Annotated in this window: 1 protein-coding gene; it reads left to right on the forward strand. The window is 71.7% G+C overall.

The window, feature by feature from the left end; all coding sequences use genetic code 11:
- The coding region (locus tag JCM19049_RS16865) for a peptide chain release factor N(5)-glutamine methyltransferase (protein WP_279403490.1) at positions 1 to 574 on the forward strand (574 nt) is incomplete at its 5' end.
- Positions 575 to 629 lie beyond the last annotated feature (55 nt).

Genomic DNA, 629 nt, shown 5'->3' on the forward strand with positions numbered 1-629 from the left:
TGCAGCCCGCGCAGCACCAGCCTACCAGGAGCTGGTCGCCCGGCGCGCCCGGCGCATCCCGCTGCAGCACCTGACCGGCACCGCCTACTTCCGCCACCTGCAGCTGAAGGTCGGGCCCGGGGTGTTCATCCCACGCCCGGAAACCGAGTCCGTGGTGCAGCTGGCCCTGGACTTCATCGGCGAGCAACAAGGCGCCCGCCTTGTGGATCTGTGTTCCGGTTCCGGGGCGATCGCCGCGGCGCTGGCCACCGAACTGTCCGCACCGTGGGTCTGGGCCGTGGAGCTCTCCGACCAGGCGATCGGCTACACCCGGCAGAACTGCGAACCGCTGGGCATCAGCGTGCTGCACGCCGATGCCGGAAACCTGCCGGCCGGGCTGATCCCGGAAGGCGGCATCGACGCCGTGGTCAGCAACCCGCCCTATATTCCACCCAGCGCCGTGCCGCGCGAGCAGGAAGTGCGCGACCACGACCCGCAGATGGCCCTGTACGGGCTGGGGGAGGACGGGCTGCAGGTGCCGCGCGCGGTCAGCGCCCAGGCGCTGGAGCTGCTGCGCCCGGCGGATTGTTCGTGATGGAACACGCCGAGGTGCAGGCCGCCACCGCCGCAGCATGCTGCGCGCCACCGGG

Source organism: Arthrobacter sp. JCM 19049 (assembly GCF_001310435.1).